Source organism: Gemmiger sp. An120, assembly GCF_002160955.1.
Taxonomy (GTDB): Bacteria; Bacillota; Clostridia; order Oscillospirales; family Ruminococcaceae; genus Gemmiger_A; species Gemmiger_A avium.
On sequence record NZ_NFLN01000027.1, the window covers coordinates 1 to 15984 of the forward strand.

Here is a 15984-nt window from a genome sequence, read left to right on the forward strand (position 1 = left end):
CCGGCGGCGGTGGGTTTCCGGGCGGTAAAGGGGCCGTCCGGCGAGGAGCCGTACAAAAACTCCGGCGTGCCCCAGCCCGGGGTGCCCACCGGTTCGGCGGGGGTCTGCCCCTCGGTCCAGTCTTGGATGGAGGGGCCGGTCAGCCAGTCGTTGCGGCCCTCCACCAGCAGCTCACAGTCGATAAACACGCTGGGCCAGGTGTACTGGTACTGCACCGTGTCGCCGGGATACAGGCCGCTGAACACCGAGCCCCGGGCCCGGGCGCCGATCAGGTTCTGCACCCGCGCCCCGCTGAACAGCGGGTCCAGCGTGGCCATATCAAAGCTGTCCGCGCCGGGTTCCAGCGTGATGGTGGTGGGCCTTTGCTGGTGGTTGTCGCTCTGGGCCGGGGCGGCGCTGCCCAGTTCCACCGATACCAGCCGATTGTTGCGCAGTTCCACATACTGCAGGGCGGTGTTGGCGGTCAGGTCCAGCACGCTCAGGTTGTTGGTGTCGCAGCCCAGGGTCTGGAGCGCGGTATTCCGGCTCAGATCCAGGCTTTCCAGGCTGGTGACAGCGCACCACAGATATTCCAGCTTGGGATTGCCCGAGGTATCCAGTGTGGTGAGCCGTCCGCCCAGGTAGGACAGATCCCGCAGTTCCGGGTTATCCCGCAGATCCAGCACCTGCAGCGCGTCGTCCCCGCAGGCCAGTTCCACCAGAGCCGGGTTGCCGGAGAGATCCAGTTCCGCGATCCGGTTGCTGAAACAGTGCAGGGTGACCAGGGCCGGATTTTGGCTCAGGTCCAGGGTTCCGATCTGGTTTTCGTTGCAGAACAGCTGGGTCAGCTTCGGGTTGCCGCTTACATCCAGTTCGGTGAGGGAGTTGGTGTTGCAGAGCAGCTGCTCCAGGTTTGGGAAAAAGCCGATCCCCTGCAGGCTGGTCAGCCCTTTGTTGCGCAGATCGATCCGGGTTACGGCATCCCGCTCAGCCTGGCTCAGTTCCCCGTCCCCGTCGGCATCCAGGGTCTGCACATAGGCCCGGAACACCGGATCGGGGAAATTGTCCGCGTCGATGGCCACCCCGCCTGCGGCCCGGACCCGCGGCCCGGAGGTAAGCACCAGCGCCAGACAGACCGCCGCCACAGCGGCCGCCCATGATTTTTTCATCCGCATCCTCCCCTTTCGCCCGCACACAGCGGGCCGTATAAAGGAAGTATATGCACAGGGTCTGCCGGCTATCCCCAAAAGCAAAAAGCGCCGGCGCAGATTCTCTCTGCACCGGCGCGGGCACAAGACCGATCAGCGGTTCCTGTACATTTCCTCGTAGTATTTCTGGTAGTTGCCGCTGGTTACGTGGTCCATCCACTCCTCGTTGGCCAGGTACCAGTCGATGGTCTTGACGATGCCCACTTCAAAGGTGGTTTCCGGGTACCAGCCCAGCTCCTCTTTGATCTTGGTGGGGTCGATGCCGTAGCGGCGGTCATGGCCCAGACGGTCGGCCACGTACTTGATAAGGTTCTCGTCAATGGCCTCGTCCTTCAGGCGATCATGCAGCTGGGCAATGATGGTCTTGACGATGAAGATGTTCGGCCGCTCGTTGTGGCCGCCCACGTTGTAGACCTCGCCATCCCGGCCGCCCTCGGCCACCATGTCGATGGCCTTGCAGTGATCCTCCACGTACAGCCAGTCGCGCACGTTCATGCCGTCGCCGTAAACCGGCAGCTGCTTGTGGTTCTTGACGTTGTTGATCATCAGGGGGATCAGCTTCTCGGGGAACTGATAGGGGCCGTAGTTGTTGGAGCAGCGGGTGATGTTCACCGGCATACCGTAGGTATCGTGGAAGGCCATCACGAACATATCCGCGCTGGTCTTGCTGGCGGAGTAGGGGCTGTGGGGGCACAGCGGGGTGGTCTCGGTGAAGTAGCCGTCCGCACCCAGGCTGCCGTACACCTCATCGGTGGACACCTGCAGGTACTTCTTGCCGGCGGCCCACAGGCCGTCCTTGTACCAGGCCTCCTTGGCGCACTGCAGCAGGTTCACGGTGCCCAGCACGTTGGTCTGCACAAAGATCTCCGGGTTGGTGATGCTGCGGTCCACATGGCTCTCGGCCGCAAAGTTGATCACATAGTCGAAATCGTACTTGGCAAACAGGCCGCTGACCAGTTCCTTGTCGCAGATGTCACCCTGCACAAAGATGTGGCGGGGATCCCCCTCCACGCCCTTCAGGTTCTCCAGGTTGCCCGCGTAGGTCAGCTTATCCAGGTTTACCAACTGGATATCCTGGTACTTATTCAACATATAGTAAACAAAGTTGGAGCCAATAAAGCCGGCACAGCCGGTAATCAGATAGGTTTTCATCTTGCTGCTTCCTCTCTTATTTCGTTCCGTTTTCTCCGTCCCAGTGTTCAAAATAGGCGGCCAGAGCCTGCTGCCAGGGGCGCATCTCGTCCCCTACCGTGCAGCGCAGCATCCGGTTGTCCAGCGCGCTCCAGGCGGGGCGGGAAGCGGCTTCCGGATGGGCGGCGGCGTACTCGGCGGTGGTACAGGGGGCCACGGTGGCTTCCACGCCGGCCAGCCGGATGATCTCGGCGGCAAAATCGTACCAGCTGCAGATGCCGTTGCCGGTGCAGTGGTAGGTGCCGTACTCGTGGCTTACCGCCAGCTTGAGGATGTGATGGGCCAGGTCCACCGCGTTGGTGGGGTTGCCCAGCTGGTCGTTGACCACCGTCAGCTTGCCGAACTTTTTGCCCGCGTTGATCATGGTCTTGACGAAGTTCTTGCCGTTGTAGCCATACAGCCAGGCGGTGCGCACGATGAAGTGGCGGCGGCAGAACCGCTGCACATACTGCTCGCCCAGCAGTTTGGTGGTGCCGTAGGCGCTGCGGGGGGCGGGCAGGTCGCACTCATCCAGCGGGGTGTCCCCCTCGCCGCTGAACACATAGTCGGTGGACACATGGATCAGCCGGGCGTTGATCTTGTCGGCGGCAATGGCCAGGTTGCGGGGGCCCAGGGCGTTGACCTTGAAGGCCGCGTCCTTGCTGGTCTCGCAGCCGTCCACATTGGTGAAGGCCGCGCAGTTGATGATGGTGTCCGGCTGGTGGCGGCGCACAAAGTTGACGACCTCCGCCCGGTCGGTGATGTCCAGCTGGTCCACGTCCACCGGCAGAACGGTGGCGTTTTTCAGCCGGTCAGGAATGGGGCCCAGTTCACTCTCGCCCCGGCGCAGCTGAGCCTGCAGCTCAGTGCCCAGCTGCCCGTTGCAGCCGGTAATCAGGATCTTCATAGGGTTTCCTCCATACTATCAATAGCGCAGTTTGTCTTCGGCCACCCGGCGCAGATGCTCGCCGTAGGGGCTCTTGCCGTAACGGGCCGCGCTTTCCAGCAGCTGTTCCCGGTTGATCCAGCCGTTTTTGTAGGCGATCTCTTCGGGGGCGCTGATCTTGATGCCCTGGCGCTTTTCCACCATCCGCACAAAGTCGGCGGCGTCCACCAGGCTGTCCATGGTGCCGGTGTCCAGCCAGGCAAAACCACGGCCCAGCAGCTGCACGTCCAGCTTGCCCTCTTCCAGATACATGGCGTTCAGGGTGGTGATCTCCAGCTCGCCCCGGGCGCTGGGCTTGACCTGCTTGGCCTGGGCGCTGACCCGGTTGTCGTAGAAGTACAGGCCGGTGATGGCGTAGTTGCTCTTGGGATTGGCGGGTTTTTCCTCCACGCTGATGACCCGGCCGTCCTTATCGAACTCCACGATGCCGAACCGCTCCGGATCGTTCACGTAGTAACCGAACACGGTGGCACGGCCGTTCTTCTCGGCGTTGGTCACCGCAGCTTTCAGGATGCGGGAGAAGCCGTTGCCGTAGAAGATGTTGTCCCCCAGGATCATGGCGCAGCAATCGTCGCCGATGAACTCCTCACCCAGCAGAAACGCCTGGGCCAGGCCGTCCGGGCTGGGCTGCACCTTGTAGGACAGGTGCACGCCGTACTGGCTGCCGTCCCCCAGCAGGTGCTCAAAGCGGGGGGTATCCTCCGGGGTGGAGATGATCAGGATGTCCTGGATGCCTGCCAGCATCAGGGTGGACAGCGGGTAATAGATCATGGGTTTGTCGTACACCGGAAGCAGCTGCTTGGAGGTGACGAGGGTAAGCGGGTAGAGCCGGGTGCCGGCGCCGCCGGCCAGAATAATGCCTTTCATACCGTTTCTCCTTTACGTGCGCGGCCCGAAACGGAACGCGCCCAAGATGTCGCGGCTTGACACAAAGCGGAGCCACAGACCGCTGTATACAAAGTAAGGTACGGGGATCACCAGAGCCGGAAACCCCATTTGCAGAAGTACCGCCCCATGCTGCGCAGCTGCTGGATAAAGGGCCGCAGCTGACGGCCGGGCGCCCGGTGCCAGGCATGGCAGGCGGAAAACTGGGGCAGGAAATACACCAGCCCCTCCCGCCGGGCTTTCTGGGTAATGTCGGCGTCCTCCACGTACATGAAGTAGCCCTCATCAAAGCCGCCGATCTTGCGGAAGGTCTCGGTGCGGATGCAGAAAAAGCTGCCGGTACAGAACTCAATGGGGGTGGGCTTTGACAGATCCTCATCCAGCATGGCGTACCGGTCACCGAATTTTTTAAGGCCCGGCACCCCCTGCCGCGCCAGCAGGCCCAGCACATTGGGCTTGCGCTTGGGCAGAATCTGCTCCCGCCCGTCGGGGAAGAACATCCGGGGGGTGGCCATCACCGCCTCGGGGTGCTCGTCCAGCCAGGCGCAGATGTTCTCCATCACCGGTTCACGCAGGGTGATATCCGGGTTGATCACGAAATGATAGTCACTGTCCAGCAGCGGCAGCACCGCGTTGTGCCCGGCGCCGAAGCCCTTGTTTTCGGGCAGGCAGATCGCCTGCACACAAGGGCCGAAATCCTCGGCGGCCAGCTTTTCGCCGGTGCCGTCCGGGCTGGCGTTGTCCACCAGATAGAGGATCAGGTCCGCCCCTTTGCACTGGGCCAGGATGCTGCGCACCGCGGTGCAAACCTCGTCAAATCCGTTATAGCTGACGATACAGGCGCTGATACGGGCCATAGGCGGGTCTCCCTCCGGGCAGAATACTACAGATATACTATACCATGTTTGCCCCCCTGCCGCAAGCGCATACAAGGGGCGGCAGACAAAAAAGCCGCGCCCTTTTGCGGGAAAGGCGCGGCGATAGGGTGTTCTGTTTTTGCTGGAGTTACGCCAGGGTGGCTTCCAGCTCGGCGCGGATGGCTTTGATGAAGCCCAGGCTGTCCACGGGGGTGGGGGTGATGCCCTCGGCCAGGCCGCACAGGTCCTTGGTCATGATGCCCTTTTCCAGGGTGGTCAGGCAGGCGGCTTCCAGCTTGTCCGCAAAGGCGCACAGAGCAGCGTTGCCGTCCAGTTCGCCCCGCTTGCGCAGCGCGCCGGTCCAGGCAAAGATGGTGGCCATGGGGTTGGTGCTGGTGGTCTCGCCCTTCAGGTACTTGTAATAATGGCGGGTAACGGTGCCGTGGGCGGCCTCGTACTCGTAGCAGCCGTCCGGGCTGACCAGCACGCTGGTCATCATGGCCAGGCTGCCGAAGGCGGTGGAGACCATGTCGCTCATCACGTCGCCGTCGTAGTTCTTGCAGGCCCAGATGAAGCCGCCCTCGCTGCGGATCACGCGGGCCACGGCGTCGTCGATCAGGGTGTAGAAGTACTCGATGCCGGCGGCCTCGAACTTGTCCTTGTACTCGGCGTCGTAGATCTCCTGGAAAATATCCTTGAAGGTGTGGTCGTACTTCTTGCTGATGGTATCCTTGGTGGCAAACCACAGATCCTGCTTGGCGTCCAGGGCAAAGTTGAAGCAGCTGCGGGCAAAGCTGGCAATGGAGGTGTCCTTGTTGTACTGGGCCTGCAGCACGCCGGGGCACTCGAAGTCGTAGACCGGCAGCCGGGTTTCCTGGCCGTCCTCACTGGTATAGACCAGCTCGGCCTTGCCCGGGCCGGGCACCCGCAGTTCGGTGGCCTTGTACACGTCGCCGTAGGCATGGCGGGCGATGGTGATGGGCTTTTTCCAGTTCTTCACCACCGGCTTGATGCAGTCGATCACGATGGGGGTGCGGAACACGGTGCCGTCCAGCACGGCGCGGATGGTGCCGTTGGGGCTCTTCCACATCTCGTGCAGGTTGTACTCCTCCACCCGCTGGGCGTTGGGGGTGATGGTGGCGCACTTGACCGCCACGCCGTACTTCTTGTTGGCCAGGGCCGCGTCCATGGTCACCTGGTCGCCGGTGGCGTCCCGGTGGGGCAGGCCCAGATCGTAGTATTCACAGTTCAGTTCCACAAAGGGCTCCAGAAGTTCTTCCTTGATCATCTTCCAGAGCACACGGGTCATCTCGTCGCCGTCCATCTCTACCAGAGGGGTCGTCATCTTGATCTTTTCCATGGGAATCGCCTCGCTTTTCGTATATTGGTACGGCCGCCCGGCCGCGGGGATCCTGTCAGGCCTGCGCTGTGTGGGGGATGGCCGCAAAGCCGTGTTCCACCGTGATGACACAGCGGTAGTCGGGGTACTGGCTGGTTACCCGGTTCCGGATGGCGGTGCGCAGCTGCGCTTCGCTCATGCGGAACTGGGGCGGAACCACACAGTCAAAGATCACGTTGGTGTGGGTGGTGCCGGGCACCATCCGCACGTCGTGGATCGAAAGCGCCGGGTCGATCTCGGCCACCTGCTGCACCAGCCAGTGGCGGAAATCCCCCACCGCCTCGTCACTGGTGACGATGGGGTCGAAGTGGATCACCACATTGATGTGGTCGCTCTCCAGAAAGTCCCGTTCAATGTTGTCGATCAGGTCGTGACTTTCCATCACGTCCCCCTCGGCGGCCATCTCCACATGCATGCTGGCAAACCGGCGGCCGGGGCCGTAGTCGTGCACCATCAAATCATGCACGCCCAGCACGCCGGGATAGCTCATGACCTTGTCATGGATGTGCTGCACCAGGGCCTCGTCCGGGGCTTCGCCCAGCAGGGGGGAAAGGGTATCCCGGATGATGCCCACGCCGCTGTACAGGATGAACACCGCCACAGCCAGACCCATCCAGCCGTCCACCGGCAGGCCGGTGAACCGTTCCAGCACACCGGCGGCCAGCACCGCGGCGGTGCTGATCACGTCGTTGCGGCTGTCGGCGGCGGTGGCGATCAGGGTGGAGGACTGGATCTTGCGGCCGATGCGGGCATTGAAAACGCTCATCCACAGCTTGACCAGAATGGAGGCCACCAGCACACACAGGGTAAGCAGGCCGAACTCCACCGGTTCGGGGTGCAGGATTTTGGAGACGCTGCTCTTGGCCAGCTCCATGCCGATGAGCAGGATCATCACCGCCACGCCCAGGCCGGCCAGGTACTCGTACCGGGCATGGCCGAAGGGGTGTTCCTTATCGGCGGGGCGGCTGCCCAGCCGGAACCCCAGCAGGCTGATCACATTGGAGGATGCGTCGGACAGGTTGTTGACCGCGTCGGCGGTGACGGCCAGACTGCCGAACACCAGGCCCGCGGTGAACTTGCCCGCGCAGAGCAGCAGGTTGCAGACGATGCCCACCAGCCCGGCCAGGTTGCCGTAAGCGGTACGGACGGCCTCGCTGCGGGTATTTTCCGGATCCCGGATAAAGAGCCGGATCAACAGATCGGTCACTGAAAACGCCTCACTTTTTCCACGGTTTTCCACTGCAAAGTAAAAAACCGCTTTTAATTATAGCACAAACGGACCCCGTGCGCCACCGGGCCGGGGATTTTTCCCGCTTTGGATAACGGAAAAGCCGCCGGCAACAGGCCGGCGGCCGAAATGCGGTGCCGTTTTCTCAGCGGCGGATGCAGGCCTCGCGGTCGGGGCCTACCGAGATGTAGGCTACACGGCAGCCCACAGCCTTTTCCACATAGAGCACGTAGTCCTTTGCGGCCTGGGGCAGTTCGTCCCAGCTGCGGCAGCCGGAGATGTCGCAGTGCCAGCCGGGCAGGTACTCCACCACCGGCTTGGCACTGTCCAGCGCTTCGCCCATGGGGAACCGGTCGGTGCGCTCGCCGCGCACTTCGTAGGCGGCCACCACCGGGATCTTGTCCATATAATCCAGCACATCCAGCAGGGTCAGGGCCAGTTCGTCCGCGCCCTGGCAGTACACGCCGTAGCGGCTGGCCACCACGTCAAAGGGGCCCACCCGGCGGGGACGGCCGGTGGCCGCGCCGTACTCGTGGCCGGCTTCCCGCAGCTTGTTCTTTTCTTCCTCGGTCATGGCCAGCTCGGCGGTAAAGGGGCCCTCGCCCACGCAGGAGGAGTAGGCCTTCATGATGCCGATGGACTTGTGCAGTTTGTGGCCGGGAATGCCCGCGCCGATGGGGGCGTAGGCGCCGATCACATTGGAGGAGCTGGTGTAGGGATAGATGCCGAAGTCGATATCCCGCAGCGCGCCCAGCTGGGCCTCGAACAGGATCTTCTTGCCCTCGTCGTCCGCTTTGGCCAGATAAGCGCCCGCGTCGCAGATGTAGGGGGCAAAGACCCGGGCATAGTGCTGCAGCTGGCCCCAGATCTGCTCCAGCTGGAGCGGCTCTACGCCGTACATGCCCACCAGTTCAGCGCTCTTCCATTCCACGATGGTGGCCAGGCGGTTCTTGAGGGCGGCATCCAGATGCAGCAGATCGCCCATGCGCAGGGTTTTCTTCATGTATTTGTCGCCGTATACGTAGGCGATACCCCGGCGGGTGCTGCCGAACTTGGCCTCGCCCAGACGGTCTTCCTCCAGGCCGTCCTGCTGCACATGGTAGGGCATGCAGATGGTGGCCCGGTCGCTGATGCGCAGGTGGGACGGGTCGATCTCCACGCCCTGTTCCCGCAGGGCGGCGATCTCCTTTTCCAGGTGGGCCGGATCGATGACCATGCCGTTGCCCATAACGCAGGTGACCTCCGGACGCAGGATGCCGGAGGGCAGCAGGTTCAGAACGAACTTGCCCCGCTCGTTGACCACGGTGTGACCGGCGTTATTGCCGCCCTGGTAGCGCACCACGATGTCGTATTCCTGGCTGAGCAGGTCTACCATGCGCCCCTTGCCTTCGTCGCCCCAGTTGATGCCGGTGATGGCTGTAAGCATATTGTTTCCCCTCTTCATTTGGCAGGCCGCCCTTTGCGGTGGGAACGGCCGGTGTGTTTTGCGAACAAAATACTAGTATACTCTCCCATGGCGGGATTGCAAGCGCTTTTCCGCAAAAAAAGCGCCCCGCCGGCGGCGGGGAGACGGCGTCAGCCGCGGGTATGGCGGCGCAGCGGGCGGCGGGTGCCGTCCGGCTCCACAATGGTGGTGTTCTCCAGCTGGCTGACCAGACTGCCGCGCACAGCCTGCACGTAGGCCCGGCGCAGCTCGGCCTGCTCGGCCTTTTCCGCCTCGGTAAGACCTTCGGGCGTGCGGCTTTTGCGGGCCAGCTCGTTGATGCGCTCGATTTGTTGCTGCTGCATGACGTTACCTCCCGGCGGGCGCGGCGCGCCCGTTGCTGTCGGCGCGGGGCAAATCCGCGCACATACAAGAAATATTATAAACGCCCTGCCGCTGCCGCGCAAGACCTTTCCCCGCGGTTTTTACGCACAGCTGAGCCCGCCGGTTTCCCGGCGGGCTCAGCTGTGGTTTTTCGGGTTCGTTTTGCAGAATGTCATAAGAGAATGAATGAAACAGTCCCATCTATATGAACTCCCTGTCGGAGGGAGGAGCGTTGGTCTGACCCGCCCGGCCCCGGCTGGGGTCTGGCATGGGCGGGGTTCAGTGAAGCCTTTTGCGGAAGTATTCCTCCGCACGGCCGGAGTATGATTCGCCGCGTTGGCGGCGGTTTCGTTTCCGATGGTTATAGAATACCCGAAAGATATGACCAATTTGTGTTGTGACTTTAAAGCAATTGCAAATAAAATGTGGTACAATGGTTAAACCGAGACAAGGAGGGGACTTTCATGCAGCCAAAACCCAATTACGACCGGGAGATGCAAAGCTGTCTGGCCGCGCTGAACGCGGAGGAGCGGCCCCGGCTGCTGCTGCACGCCTGCTGCGGGCCCTGTTCCAGCGCGGTGCTGGAACAGCTGTGCCAGCGGTTTGCGGTGACGGTTCTGTATTATAATCCCAATATCTGGCCCGCTGCCGAGCATGACCGCCGCCGGGACGAGCTGGCCCGGTTTTTGCAGCAGTGCGGCTGCGGGGCCCAGCTGGTAGCCCCGCCCTATGCGCCGGAAGAATTTTACAGCGCGGTGCAGGGGCTGGAGGCGGAACCGGAACGGGGCGGCCGGTGCACGGTCTGCTACCGGCTGCGGATGGAGCAGGCGGCCCGGTATGCGGCCGAGCATGGCTTTGACTGGTTCTGCACCACCCTGTCCATCAGCCCGCACAAGGACGCGGAGCGGATCAACCAGATCGGCCGCCAGCTGGAGGCGCAATACGGGGTGCGGCACCTGCCCAACGACTTCAAGAAACGGGGCGGATACCAGCGCAGCCTGGAACTGAGCGCCGAGTACGGCCTGTACCGGCAGGATTACTGCGGCTGCGAGTTCAGCGCCCGGCGTCTGGAAGAAAAAGCCGAATAAGCAAAACCCGGCGGAAGGTCTAGCCTTCCGCCGGGTTTTTACTGCGCGTTTTTCTCTTTGCAGGGCCGCAGCAGTTCCCAGGCCGCCGCCGCGGCGAGGCAGAGCCCCCGGTGCAGCGCCGGGAACCGGGCGGCCAGCCGCACCGCCGCACCATACAGCGGGATGCCGGAAAACCAGCCTGCCGCACCGGCGGTCAGGCCCAGCCCGTCCAGAGCCGCCGCCGCTGCCCAGGGCAGATTGAGCAGCCCCAGAACCAGGGCCAGGACGGCAAAGGCCTGCCGCACCCGCTTTTCCGGGCGGGTCAGGGACAGACCGCACAGCCGCAAGGCTTTTGCCAGCACCACCCCGGCCAGCAGCCAGGCCGGAACCAGCACCGCCCCCAGCAGAGCCGTGGGCCAGGGCTGATAGTGCAGCGCCTGCCATGCCAGCGCCTGACGCCGCAGCACCATACCCGCCGCTGCCAGTGCGGCCAGCGCCACCGCACCGGCCGTCACCTGCAGCCAGGCGGCGCGGCGTTCTTCCCGGCCGGGCGGGCCGTAGAGCAGATGGTCCGGTGCGCAGCCCAGTTCCCGGGCCAGAGCCAGCAGCGTTTCGATGTCCGGGCGGCTGCGTCCGGTCTCGTAATTGGAAATTGTCTGCCGTGTGACAAACAGCCTTTGTGCCAGCTGATCCTGGGTCAGGTTTTTGCGCTGGCGTATCTCGCGGATGTTTTTGCCGATATCCCGCATGGGCCACCTCCCCTTTCGCTTTCAGCCTAGCACAAACGGGGCGGCTTGTCACGCAAAGAGGCTTTGCACGGCATTATTTCAGATCGCGCCAGAAATGCGCCATGGTTCCGCAGCCCACTGCCAGCCAGGCCAGCAGAACCAGCCCGTCAAACACAAAACTGGAATAAGGCCGGGGATAGGAATAGGCGGCGTAGGTCAGCACCAGCCGCAGGGGGAAATAGGCCCCCATCCAGACGGCGGCGGTATAAAACCGGGCACGTTTGGTGCGGCCGGCCGGGTCCTGGGGGCCCAGCACCCGATACATCATCTCGAACGCGCCCGCCAGCAGAACACTGAGCATTGTCCCCACCAGGCAGAGCACCTCCGACTGATAATACGCCGCGTTGATAAACTGAAACACCAGCACCGCAGCGCTGAGCGCGATGGCCCCCGCAAAGACCGCCCCCATGTACAGAGGGGCGTTTTCGATCGGGCAGGCGGTTTCGTGCGGCGCCTGGACGGTCTCGTATTCATCGTATAAAAGGTAGTCGGTGGTCACCCCGAACAGCCGGCTCAGCCCCAGGATGTTGGGCGCGTCGGGAAAGGCCGACCCCATCTCCCACCGGGAAATTGCCTGCCGGGACACCCCCAGCTTTTCCGCCAGTTCTTCCTGGGACAGGCCCTCCTTCTTGCGCAGGGCCAGGATCTTTTCCGCCATGGTCATTGTAGGTAAACCTCCTGTGTTTTGGTGGTTTCAGCATACCCGATTCCGCCGGGCAGCGCCACCGCATCAGGGTCGCAATCCCGCAACCAAATGTAACACTGGCGTTTTCAGGGCCAATATGGGGGTCCAAGACCCCCATGCCCCCATCCCGCGGGCCGAAATTTCGGCCCGCATAGTTTCAGTAAAAACGGGGCATGCCGCCCGACAGGCAGCACGCCCCGTTCTGTTCTGCAGTTTCCCGCGGGCCGGAGAATTCCGGCCCGCTGTTTGCGGGGGGTATGGGGGGAATGCTTCATTCCCCCCATATCAGCACAGGTGCAGGCATCAGCGCCCGCGTCCGGCGCCGCCACCCCGGGTAAATCCGCCGCCGCCGGAAGACCGGCCGCCGCCAAAGGAGCGGCCGCCCCCGAAAGAGGACCGTCCGGCGCCGCCGCCCCGGGTAAATCCGCCGCCGCCCGAGGGCCGGCCGCCGAATCCGCCGCCAAAACCGCCGCCCATGGGAGGCCGGGGTCCGCGGGGCGGACGGGGCCCACCCCAGCCGCCATAAGGCGGGCGGGGAGGCCGGGGCGGACGGGGCCCGCCCCAGTAATGATGATGGTAATACCGGCGGCGGGGCAGGAAGGCCGACACCACCGCCAGCACCAGGATCAGGCCCACCACGATCAGCACCAGAATGGTGTTGGCCGCAAAGCCCAGGATGGTCAGGGCCGGGCTGGACACGCGGCCCACCGGCGCCGTACCGCCGGTTGTAGGCTGCGCCGCCACGCTGCCGGAGGTTGCCTGCACCTGGCTGGCGCTGCGGTTCACACCAAAGGAAGCCGCCAGTTCATCGTAGAGGGCCGCCGCCGTGGCACGCACGCCCGCGTCGTAATCCCCCACCGCGAAATCCGGCTCCAGATAGGTATTCAGAATGCGGCTGATGCTGCTGGTGGGCAGGCGGGTTTCCAGACCCGCGCCCTGTACGCACCAGTAATCCTCGGCGCCGGTCACCAGCAGCAGCAATACACCCCGGTTGGTGCCTGCGTTGCCGATCTGCCAGTCATTGAACAGATCATAGGCGTAGTCCTCGGTGGACTTGTTGCCGGTGAAATCCACCGTCACCACCACCAGCTCGCACTCGTCCACATTGTGGTACAGGTCATTGCCCAGCGCGGCCAGCCAGGCTTCGGTGTCGGCGCTGAGCACCCCGGCCGCGTCGGTGACATACCAGGCGTCGGAGGGGTACAGGTCGGCCCGGCTGTAGTCAAAGGGCTCGTTCTGATCCGAGCGGGACATCACGCTGAACGCCAGCACCACGGTGACCAGCACCAGGCCCACGGCCAGCACAACGCCCAACACTTTTGATTTGTTCATGCAAATAACTCCACTTCTTGTACCTGCCAAATTCCACCCAGCAGCACCGCCGGAAAAGAACTCAGCGTTTTGTTGAACGCCTGTGCCTCCTCATTATAGCTGCTTTGGGAAAGGATATCCTGGCGGGACAAAAATTCGCTCCATTGTGTTTGCAGGGTTTGCCCCCGGTCGGACTCATCAGCGATCGGCTTCAACTGCTGATACAGCGAATCGATCGCCGCCGCCAGCTGCGTATTGGCCGCATACTGCTCCGCCGGGCCCTCCGCGTCATATAGTGCATCCAGGGCCTCGGCCGCGCTCGTCACCAAGGGGTCGGTCATTCCCAGCAGGGTTTTGCCCATCCCCACAATGCCGGCGGCCGCCTGCGCCCGGGCAGTAAGTTCTTCCGGGATGGAGATGACGGCGGCGCCGCCGGCTATCGGCGTACCCTTCTCGTAGAGGGCGGCCACGTCGGCGGCCTTGGCGGCCAGCTTGCCGCCGCCCAGGCCCACCACCGCCGCCAGAACCAGCGCCAGGGCAATGATCCGGGCGGTCAGCGGGCGGCGCAGCGCTCCGGGCAGTTTGCCCTCGGCCTTGCCCAGGGCGGGCAGACCGGCGGCGGTGTCAAACTCCACCGCGTTCGGGTCAAAGGCCGGGGACGCAGGGCCGGATACCGGCCCGAAATCCTTCTGTGCGGCCATATCAGTTCAGCTCCAGCAGCTTCTGCTTCAGCTCGCCTTCGATGCGGCCCAGCTCCTGCTCGGCGGCGGCGCGCTTTTCCTTGCCCTCGGTCTGGATCTTCTTCAGCTCGTCCAGGGTCTCGATCAGGCTGCGGTTGGTGGCCTGCAGGGTCTCCATATCCACGATGCCCCGCTCGGACTCCCGGGCCGCCTCGATGGTGCCCTGCTTCAGGGCGGCAGCGTTCTTCTTCAGCAGTTCGTTGGTCATGTCGGTCACGGCCCGCTGGGCGTTGATCGCCTGCTGGCTGTGGGCCAGGCCCAGCGCCAGCACCATCTGGTTCTTCCACAGGGGGATGGTATTGACGATGCTGCTCTGGATCTTTTCCGCCATGATGGTGTTGTTGTTCTGGATCAGGCGGATCTGGGGGCCCATCTGCAGGGAGATGTTCCGGGTCAGTTCCAGATCGTACAGCTTTTTCTCAAACCGGTTGCACAGGTCGGCCAGATCCCGGGCCGCCTGGGCGTCCTCCGGCAGGCCGCTGGTACGGGCCTTGGCCTCGGCGGCCGCCAGCTCGTTCTCCCGCACGGATTTCAGCTTCTTTTTGCCGGCCAGGATATACATGCTCAGCTCTTTGAAGTAGGTCATGTTCAGCTGGTACATCTTGTCCAGCATGGCGATGTCCTTCATCAGCTGCACCTGATGGGCTTCCAGCATGCCCTCGATCCGGTCCACGTTGGTCTCCACCTTGTTGTACCGGGTCTTCATCTCCTCCAGCTGGTTGCCCGCCCGCTTGAACAGGCCCAAAAAGCCCTTGGGCTGCTCTTCCAGGGCGTCAAAGTTCTGCAGCTCGGTCACCAGGCTGGTGAGCATATCCCCCACCTCGCCCATGTCCTTGGTTCGCACCTTGTCCAGGGCGGCTTCGCTGAAGTCGCTGATCTTCTTCTGGCTGGCCGCGCCGTACTGCAGCACGATCTGGCTGTTGGTGATGTCGATCTTTTCGGCAAAGTCGTCCACCATCTTCTGCTCTTCCGGGGTCAGGGGGGTATCCTCCACCGTCACCGGCTCCACCTTGGGCTGCTCGGCTTCCTTTTCCGCTGCGGCGGCGTCGCCCAGCGGGTCCAGGGTCAGGGAAGGCGCGGCGGGGGCGTCCAGGCTCAGGCTAATTTTTTCCTCCATAATCCAATCGTCCTTTCTTCTAACCGCGTCCGGGGACGCGCTTGTTTACTGTTCTTCAGGCTTTTGCGCAAAATCGCTGCCGGTCAGCCCCTGGCCCCGCAGCATGCCGTTCAGCACCTCCAGGTCGGCGCTCAGATCCAGCGCGTCGGCGGCGAACAGGCTGTCCAGCTGGTTTTCAAAGGCAGTGGCGATGCTGGCCGCGTTGGTCTCCACCTCCCGGCGTACCGAGGCGGCGTTGCCGCCCTGCACGTCCTGCCCCTCCAGCCGGGCATACAGTTCCAGAATACGCACCGCATCCGGCAGGTAGTAGTTGGCAAACCGGCGGATCTGGGGCGCCTTTTCCGGATGGGCCTCCACCTCGGCCAGAATGCTGCGTCCGGCGGTTTCCATCCGGCGGATGCTGGCGGACAGGCCGGTATCCGGGATGGCCTCATCCAGCCGGTGCAGGTCGGCCAGCTTCTGCTGCACCGATTCCAGCATGGCGTCCACGTCCTCCCGCCCGGTCATGAAGGGCATCTCCATCCGGGTGATCCGGTCCGGGCACAGGCGGCGGGTCACCAGCCAGACCGCGGCGCTCACCACGGCGGTGGCCGCCAGCGCCCACAGGCTGTACAGCGGCAGCACCAGCCCGGCCAGCAGCCAGACCGCCCCCGCAAAATATACCGGCAGCACCGACCGGGTTCGTTTTTCCACCCATCTGCTCATGGCGTTCTCCTTTGTTCCAGCCGGGCTTGTCCGGCCGTTATAGTCCTATTGTATGCGCTCTGCGTCAAAAAAGCAACGAAAAGGCTCTTTCC

Annotated in this window: 16 protein-coding genes; 1 reads left to right on the forward strand and 15 read right to left on the reverse strand. The window is 63.4% G+C overall.

Going from position 1 to position 15984, the window contains the following annotated elements; translation table 11 throughout:
• The 9 genes from B5E65_RS14525 to B5E65_RS14565 form a co-directional block, all read right to left on the reverse strand.
• The coding region (locus B5E65_RS14525) for a leucine-rich repeat domain-containing protein (protein WP_143403040.1) at nucleotides 1-1148 on the reverse strand (1148 nt) is incomplete at its 3' end.
• 132 nt (nucleotides 1149-1280) lie between these two features.
• The gene (rfbB, locus tag B5E65_RS14530; protein WP_087172485.1) at nucleotides 1281-2339 is read right to left on the reverse strand and encodes a dTDP-glucose 4,6-dehydratase; all 1059 of its coding nucleotides are present in this window, start codon (nucleotides 2337-2339) and stop codon (nucleotides 1281-1283) included.
• A 16-nt stretch (nucleotides 2340-2355) separates the two neighbouring features.
• On the reverse strand, nucleotides 2356-3264 hold the full coding sequence (gene rfbD / locus B5E65_RS14535; RefSeq protein WP_087172486.1) for a dTDP-4-dehydrorhamnose reductase: 909 nt from the start codon (nucleotides 3262-3264) through the stop codon (nucleotides 2356-2358).
• A gap of 18 nt (nucleotides 3265-3282) precedes the next feature.
• The gene (gene rfbA / locus B5E65_RS14540) at nucleotides 3283-4170 is read right to left on the reverse strand and encodes a glucose-1-phosphate thymidylyltransferase RfbA (RefSeq protein WP_087172487.1); all 888 of its coding nucleotides are present in this window, start codon (nucleotides 4168-4170) and stop codon (nucleotides 3283-3285) included.
• 107 nt (nucleotides 4171-4277) lie between these two features.
• Nucleotides 4278-5045: a glycosyltransferase family 2 protein gene (locus B5E65_RS14545; protein ID WP_087172488.1), complete on the reverse strand. Its 768-nt coding sequence runs from the start codon at nucleotides 5043-5045 to the stop codon at nucleotides 4278-4280.
• A gap of 148 nt (nucleotides 5046-5193) precedes the next feature.
• Nucleotides 5194-6405, reverse strand: a complete 1212-nt coding sequence (locus B5E65_RS14550; protein WP_087172489.1) for an NADP-dependent isocitrate dehydrogenase — start codon at nucleotides 6403-6405, stop codon at nucleotides 5194-5196.
• Between the two features lie 55 nt (nucleotides 6406-6460).
• A complete protein-coding gene (locus B5E65_RS14555) occupies nucleotides 6461-7651 on the reverse strand; it encodes a cation diffusion facilitator family transporter (protein ID WP_087172490.1) in 1191 nt (396 codons plus the stop codon).
• Nucleotides 7652-7817: 166 nt separating this feature from the next.
• On the reverse strand, nucleotides 7818-9098 hold the full coding sequence (locus tag B5E65_RS14560; RefSeq protein WP_087172491.1) for an adenylosuccinate synthase: 1281 nt from the start codon (nucleotides 9096-9098) through the stop codon (nucleotides 7818-7820).
• A gap of 149 nt (nucleotides 9099-9247) precedes the next feature.
• Complete coding sequence (locus tag B5E65_RS14565) at nucleotides 9248-9460, reverse strand: DUF896 domain-containing protein (protein ID WP_087172492.1); 213 nt, start codon at nucleotides 9458-9460, stop codon at nucleotides 9248-9250.
• 483 nt (nucleotides 9461-9943) lie between these two features.
• On the opposite strand from B5E65_RS14565, the gene B5E65_RS14570 reads away from it, so the two are divergent.
• Nucleotides 9944-10567: an epoxyqueuosine reductase QueH gene (locus B5E65_RS14570; protein WP_087172493.1), complete on the forward strand. Its 624-nt coding sequence runs from the start codon at nucleotides 9944-9946 to the stop codon at nucleotides 10565-10567.
• 38 nt (nucleotides 10568-10605) lie between these two features.
• On the opposite strand, the gene B5E65_RS14575 is transcribed toward B5E65_RS14570, so the two are convergent.
• From B5E65_RS14575 to B5E65_RS14600, 6 genes are all read right to left on the reverse strand, one after another.
• Nucleotides 10606-11295 (reverse strand): helix-turn-helix domain-containing protein, encoded by a 690-nt coding sequence (locus B5E65_RS14575; protein ID WP_087172494.1) that lies wholly within the window; start codon nucleotides 11293-11295, stop codon nucleotides 10606-10608.
• Between the two features lie 73 nt (nucleotides 11296-11368).
• The gene (locus B5E65_RS14580; RefSeq protein WP_087172495.1) at nucleotides 11369-11998 is read right to left on the reverse strand and encodes a helix-turn-helix transcriptional regulator; all 630 of its coding nucleotides are present in this window, start codon (nucleotides 11996-11998) and stop codon (nucleotides 11369-11371) included.
• Between the two features lie 324 nt (nucleotides 11999-12322).
• Entirely contained in the window at nucleotides 12323-13351 is a 1029-nt protein-coding gene (locus tag B5E65_RS14585) for a TPM domain-containing protein (RefSeq protein ID WP_087172496.1), read from the reverse strand.
• Nucleotides 13348-14031: a LemA family protein gene (locus B5E65_RS14590; RefSeq protein WP_087172497.1), complete on the reverse strand. Its 684-nt coding sequence runs from the start codon at nucleotides 14029-14031 to the stop codon at nucleotides 13348-13350. The genes B5E65_RS14585 and B5E65_RS14590 overlap by 4 nt, the downstream gene beginning before the upstream one ends.
• Before the next feature lies 1 nt (nucleotide 14032).
• On the reverse strand, nucleotides 14033-15187 hold the full coding sequence (locus tag B5E65_RS14595; RefSeq protein WP_087172498.1) for a toxic anion resistance protein: 1155 nt from the start codon (nucleotides 15185-15187) through the stop codon (nucleotides 14033-14035).
• A gap of 45 nt (nucleotides 15188-15232) precedes the next feature.
• Complete coding sequence (locus tag B5E65_RS14600) at nucleotides 15233-15892, reverse strand: 5-bromo-4-chloroindolyl phosphate hydrolysis family protein (RefSeq protein WP_087172499.1); 660 nt, start codon at nucleotides 15890-15892, stop codon at nucleotides 15233-15235.
• Nucleotides 15893-15984: the final 92 nt, after the last annotated feature.